4 protein-coding genes are annotated in these 6,136 nt (G+C 63.3%); 1 reads left to right on the top strand and 3 read right to left on the bottom strand.

The annotated features are described in order from the left end of the window. On the top strand, positions 1-703 hold a 703-nt coding region (locus VLT15_09440; GenBank protein HSR45439.1), incomplete at its 5' end, for a hypothetical protein. 506 nt (positions 704-1,209) lie between these two features. Here VLT15_09440 and VLT15_09435 read toward each other — a convergent pair. The 3 genes from VLT15_09435 to VLT15_09425 all read right to left on the bottom strand — a co-directional run bounded on the left by VLT15_09435 (position 1,210) and on the right by VLT15_09425 (position 5,376). Further along, positions 1,210-2,037, bottom strand: coding sequence for a nickel-binding protein (locus VLT15_09435; protein ID HSR45438.1), 828 nt, complete (start codon positions 2,035-2,037; stop codon positions 1,210-1,212). Positions 2,038-2,072: 35 nt separating this feature from the next. After that, positions 2,073-4,727 (bottom strand): AAA family ATPase, encoded by a 2,655-nt coding sequence (locus VLT15_09430; GenBank protein ID HSR45437.1) that lies wholly within the window; start codon positions 4,725-4,727, stop codon positions 2,073-2,075. Positions 4,728-4,818: 91 nt separating this feature from the next. Then, the gene (locus VLT15_09425; GenBank protein ID HSR45436.1) at positions 4,819-5,376 is read right to left on the bottom strand and encodes a hypothetical protein; all 558 of its coding nucleotides are present in this window, start codon (positions 5,374-5,376) and stop codon (positions 4,819-4,821) included. Positions 5,377-6,136 lie beyond the last annotated feature (760 nt).

Here is a 6,136-nt window from a genome sequence, read left to right as displayed (position 1 = left end):
CGGTACGGGCGATCCTTCCCCCCAGACCGGGTTCATGCGGAACCTGCACGAGATGCTGGTCGAAAGGTTCTACCCGGGTCCTTCAAGTTTCGATGCGGCGCCCACGGCGGACGGCAGTGGACAGACCATCGACGCCCGACCCGGGGTCTACGTGACCACCCGGCTCGACACCGGAAGCGTTCTTCGACTGGAAGCCCTGGTCTCACAGTTCTCCATCGACACCGACGCCGACGGAACGGTCTTCTACCAGGGGACCGACGATGTCACCTACGCGACCAGAGGTGGCACCGGCAGCTACCGCCAAGCGGCCTGGTGGGAGACGACGATCTTCAACATCGCCCTCATCGGCGTATCGCTCTTCATCGTGGTTGCTGGATCGGTGGTTGCCATCCGCAGGACTCGTGGGGCGATGCGATGGCTGACCATTGCGACCGGAGGACTGGTCACAGCGTTCATCGTGTCGCTCGGATACGGTCTGACAACGGTTGAAGTCATGAAGTTGTTCACCGGCCTGCCGGCTCCTATCCGAACAGCTCAGATCGCCATCGCCGGAGCCATCGTCTCGGCGACCGCCCTGATGGTCACAATGGTGACCCGGCGGCGAGACATGCCGACTCGGGTCGTCGCAGCCTCCAGTGTCGTCACTCTCGGCACTGTGGCGCTGGGGGCCTGGGCATGGGTCTGGCAGGTGATCCCGGTGTGACTGCAGCGCACCAGCATCAGACGAATCCCGAGAGCCCCTGCCGCACGGCAGGGGCTCTCACTTGTCGAGCCCTTGCCCATCGACGGGCACACGACGCACCAACGCCGCCAGGCCGGTTGTCCACATCGAGAACGCGCTGATCTCAGCCACCGCGGCAGAGCGGACACAGCAACGAAGCAGACGACGAGCGGCAAGTGCCGGGGGCATCAATTCGATGCCGCCTTCACCACGCCTGAGAAGAGCATTCCTCACGCTCCTTCGCCAAAGCGACCGTGTCCGGTCCGTGGCCACGCGTCTCGCCCGTGACCGTCACACACACAACGCCCTAAAAGCACGACGTTTCATGTGGTGGGCGCTGGGGGGATCGAACCAGTGACCTCTGCCGTGCGCACCCAAAACCGATACCGCAGGTCATCAGCTGTTGCCACCGAACATCGAGTGTTGGTGCGATTCTCGCCAACACGTTGGCACCGGGCATCAAAGGGCATCGCTGGTCGTCATGTGGTTCACTCGATCGAGCCGACCTGATAGAGGCGCACCGGCTCATCGAACCCCTTCAAGGCGATCAGACCACGGTCGATGAATCCGAGCGACTTGCCGAGCGCCAGCTCTTTGACAGCCGCCGAAACGAGGACCTGTCCGGGTGCGGCGTGGGCGCAGATCCGCGCAGCGAGATTCACGACGGCTCCGTACAGGTCCTGGTTCCGGTCGACCGGCTCGCCGGCGCTGATACCGATCCGAACCCGGCTTCCGGGTCCGGTGTCGTCGATGTCGGCAAACCGACGCTGGATCGCCACTGCGCAGTCGACCGCCCGACTGACATGGGTGAAGGAAGCGAAGATCCCGTCCCCGGTGTGTTTGACCTCTCGTCCGCCGGAGTCGGCGAGTGCATCCCGAACGATCCGATCGTGCCGTTCGACCACCGACACAGCATGATCGTCCCCAAACCGGCTACTCACCTCGGTGGAACCCTCCAGATCGGTGAACATGACGGCTCGCAGCCCCGTGTCGACGGCCGAGTGCGGACCGTCGAGGCGGGCGATGTCCGGCACATTGGCCTCCCAATCGCCCATGAAGCGATTCAGGGTGGGTCGTTCCACCTCGATCATGTCGTGAGGAACCAGACCGTGGGATGCCTTGTGGCATGCGATCGCCGACTCCTTGTCGGGAGCTTCGACGAGACAGAACGCCCTGCCATTGGGCTCGTTGAACCAGTATGTCAGGAAGCGGACACCGTATTCGGACTGGACCTCGAGGTCGCGTCGATGAGCAGCTTGGATGTCTTCCTCGGTCACGTCTCCGAGATCTGGGTGAACATCCATGTACGTCGGCATCGCGACACCCTATCCCGACTTGCGGCCGCTTCAGGTCATCGATGTTCCGGCGGATGAGAGATGAGGCCTTCTGCTTGAGCCCGGACAGCAGCTTCTTTTCGTGTGGAGGCGTCCAGTTTCGTGAGCACTGCAGAGACATGGGTCTCGACCGTCCGATGTGACACGAAGAGCCGGTCGGCGATCTCGATGTTGGACAGTCCCTCAACCAGGAGTTCCAGGACTTCGGCCTGTCTGGCCGTGAGGCCGGCAGCGTGACGCCTGGTTTCTCGACCCCTCCCCCTCGGCACGCCAACACCTTCGGCTCTCAGGGCGCTTCTGAGTTTGGCGGCGACGACAGTTGCTCCCAATGTCTCGAACACCTCGAGCGCCTCGAGGCGCGCTCTGTCGTCGCCATGCATGAGGGCCAGTCCCCGTTCGTATGGCATCCCTTTCGCGTCCCAGATGGCGGCGGCCTCGGTGGGGTTCCCTTCCATGACGAGCCGATACGGCTCGGCGATCCCTTTGGGAGCATCGGACAGTTCGCCCAGCATCCAAAGCCAGTAGGCGAGCCAGCCTGCGGACCAGGGAAACGTCAGCCGCCTCGCGTCTTTGAGCAGTTCTCCGAATCGGGTGGTCAGTGCCGGATCGTGCTCCCGGTTCAGCCACATGTACTCGGCCACTCCGGCGCCGGAGAGCAGGAGGATTTGCATCTCATTGCCCGCATCGGCCCGCCTCCAGATGCCGGATAGGGTGGTCACCGCGGCGGAGCGGCCCTGCCGGGCTTGCAGAGTCCCCAACACCTGTCCCGCCACGAGCTGGCTGTAGAAGACGACATGCGCGGGGGATTCCGCTGCCGAGCCCTCACGGGTTGCCTGTTCGACTTGCGGATTCAGGACCATCGCATGATGGGCGCCAATCACCTCTGTTGCAGTGTCCTCGGCCGCCGCCCAGTCACCCTTCCAATCGAGAACCTTCGCAATGTGGGCACTGGCGGCGTCCTCGTTTATCCGGATCTCATATGAAGCGGACGCGTCGCGGGCGTGTTGAGAGAATTCGCCCGCGCGCTCAAGGTCACGGTGCTCCGCGGCGACTTCCGCCATGTTGAGCAGTGCCAGGGTTTCCTCGAACGGAAGGCCGGCCCGCTCAGCGCGCGATCGGGCTTCCTCCAGCACGCCAAAGCCGGCCGGATCACCCGATCGGAACGTGAAGTGTCCCTTCGTGATGAGGGCGTTGATCAAGCTCGGCTCGTCACCGGTTTCCTGGGCCAGCTCGATGGCGCGCTCCGCAATCACTAGGGCCTGTGTCCGATCGCCCCTCATCTTCATGAGCCAGGCACGCTGGCTTACGGCTGCTGCGAGATCCGCGCTCACCGGATGCGACTCGAGGACGGTGATGGCCTCCTGCGAGGCTGCCTCAGCCAGCTCGGGCCACCCGTTGATCTCGTTGACGCGTACGGCGAGCGTCAACGCGCCTGCCAGGGCAACATCGTTGCCCGTGGAACGGTGAAGGGCTATTGCGCGGGCCAGAATGTCGGCCGACTCACTGCTGATGAGGTAGTACTCGGTCCGAGCCCAATCCTCGAAGATTGCAGCTCGCTCGTTGTCACTGACGCGATCCAGATAGGGCTCCAGGAGTCGGAAGTGGGATGCGGCCTCCCGATGGCTCTCGATGGCCATCGCTGCTCGAGCTGCTCTTGGTGCGTATTCGATGATCGAACCGACATCATCGGCTTCATGGGCGTGATGGACGAGTCGCGCTGGGCCGGCCCTCCCGGCGAGGTGGTTGAGGACGACCTGGTTGAGGCGGCGACGATCCTGCGCGTCCAATACCGACTCAATGGACCGGCGTGTCAGTTCATGATGGAAGGACACGCCACTCTCCCCCACCTGCAGCAGACCCTGACGGGAACATTCAGTCAAATGCTCCCGAGCCGGGCCGACGATGCTCGCGATGAGAGAGAGCTCAGCTTCTCCGGGAATCACCGAAGCAAGATCGAGAACCTGTCTGGCTTCAGGAGATAACTTGGCCGCACGGGCGAGCACAGAGTCTCGGATCGAAGTCGGCACCCTCTCGACTCCCGACGCGAGCACCTCGGTGACAAAGAGCGGGTTCCCGTTGGTGAGGGTCACGATCTCATCGATGTCACGATCGGCGGTGCCAGCAAGATCTGCGATGGCGCGATGGGAGAGGCCGTCGAGATGAATCCGCACCAGCACCTCCGGTGGAAGTTCCCCGATCACATGTCTCAGGGGATGGTCGTAGTCGACCTCGCCATCGCGGTATGTGAGAAGGAGCAGTCCGCTCGTTCGAGCGATTCGTCGCCCCAGATACTTGATCACATCCAGCGTTGCCTCGTCCGCCCATTGCGTGTCCTCGATCACGAGGACCGTCGGGCGCATGCGTCGTGACAGAAGGTCGAGCAGGATCCCCGTCACAGCTCTCCGGTCGCTCTCCTCCAGAGGATGGCCAAGTGCTGTTTCCTCCCGAGCGATCTCCCAGAACGCACCGAGCGGTTGCGGGGTCAGCAGATCGTCACAAGACCCGAAGAGAATGAACGCCCCATCGCGATGTCTCTCAACAACATGTCTGACCAATGCGCTCTTGCCAATCCCGGCCTCGCCCCGAACCAGGACGACCTTTCCCCCATGCGACCCGACTCCGGCCACGAGGTCGGCCATCAGCCGCAACTCGGCTTCCCTCTCAAGCAGCACGAGCCGGAGCCTACGCTCCCCACGAGTGCCTAGCGAACGGGCGTGGAGTGGAGTGCCCGTCGCCCCACCAGGACCTTTTGCAGAGCTGCGATCAGCGTGTGGTTTCGGGGAACACACCATCGGCGTGCCCGACATAGACGGGTACGAATGCGACACCGTCGGTGTGGCGAGGACCGATCACAAGCGGCGAGGACTCCACCGCAGGCACGTCGCCGCCAGACGCCCCGACGAACTCGGGGACGAAGGCCAACCCGCCCAGCTGCCGAAGTCCGAGCACCAGCGGCGACGACTCGATCGCCGGCAGGTCACCGCCGGAAGCTCCGACGAACTCGGGCACAAACACAACACCGAAGTGCCGGGGTCCAAGAACGAATGTGGCCTTTCCCGATCCACTGGCCACCAATCCCGTTCTGAACAAGACCTGGGAATCGGTTGCGGAGTTCCGAATGCTGTCGGGTGCGGAGCACGGCGACGGATCGCATGCCGCTGGGCTATTCGTCACGACGCCCGACGGTGTGTGGGCGGTGCCCGCCGTGGCGGAGTTGGCCTCTGGTGGATGCGAAGTAGCCCACACCGCGGAGCGGTCCGCCGATCCGAATGCGTTCGCTGCGCCAAACCCGATCAACGCGAACAGGATTGCTGCGGTCAAGACCAGTCGTTTGGTCGTCGCGCTCTCTTGCCGAGTCTGTGGCGCCAGGGGCACCGAATGTGATCTGTCCATGGTTCACTCCAGGTGAGTCCCTCGCGGACTCAATCGCTTGCCAGCAAGGTATGGAGCAGGGGCTGTGACGACATCGGCGCTCACTACGGAGATATGGGTCGCCAACCCCGAGATTTGAGTCGCGAGTTCGATGTCCACGGGCTGTGAATCGGTCTGAAAGGAGGAGGACCGCGCACAAAGGCACTTCGGCGTGCCGTTCGCTGGGCTTCTACATCGGCTTTCGAGGACACTGGGTTGGCAGGGCTGGTGAGCCTCTGCTGAGACTGAGAGGGCAGACCGGCGAGGTTGACGAAGACCTCTCGAACGAGGAGACACGCTCGAAGACAGGACCAGTCGAGATCGATCGCAGTGAGCGCTACTGGGATCGAACCATTGACCTGTGCCGGAGTCCCTGCAACGACCGGCGAATTGGCGGAATCCCCAGGTGGATCAAGGGACTTCGCCTGTCGTCGATTGTGCTCCTCCACGGTCGATTTTCGTTGTCTGACGGACACCTGGACGGATACCCGGGCGCCTATTCCGGCAACGATGGCTCGGATCGGGCGGGGTGCACCGCACGCTCGACAGGCGCTTCACCGCCAAGGCGACGACTCGACGAGGGTTTGTGACAGATCCGCCGGGGAGTACCTACTGTCCGACCGATGTCGACTGTTTGGCCGCTTCCACCCGAGGTGCTCGATGTCCTGGC

The organism is Acidimicrobiia bacterium, from assembly GCA_035471805.1.
Lineage (GTDB): Bacteria > Actinomycetota > Acidimicrobiia > Spongiisociales > JAHEDJ01 > JAHEDJ01.
This window is presented reverse-complemented; position numbering and strand designations above follow the sequence as displayed.

Excerpts from the sequence above, each read along its gene's own strand:
- VLT15_09435 (HSR45438.1), bottom strand. The coding sequence starts at position 2,037 with ATGCCGACGTACATGGATGTTCACCCAGATCTCGGAGACGTGACCGAG.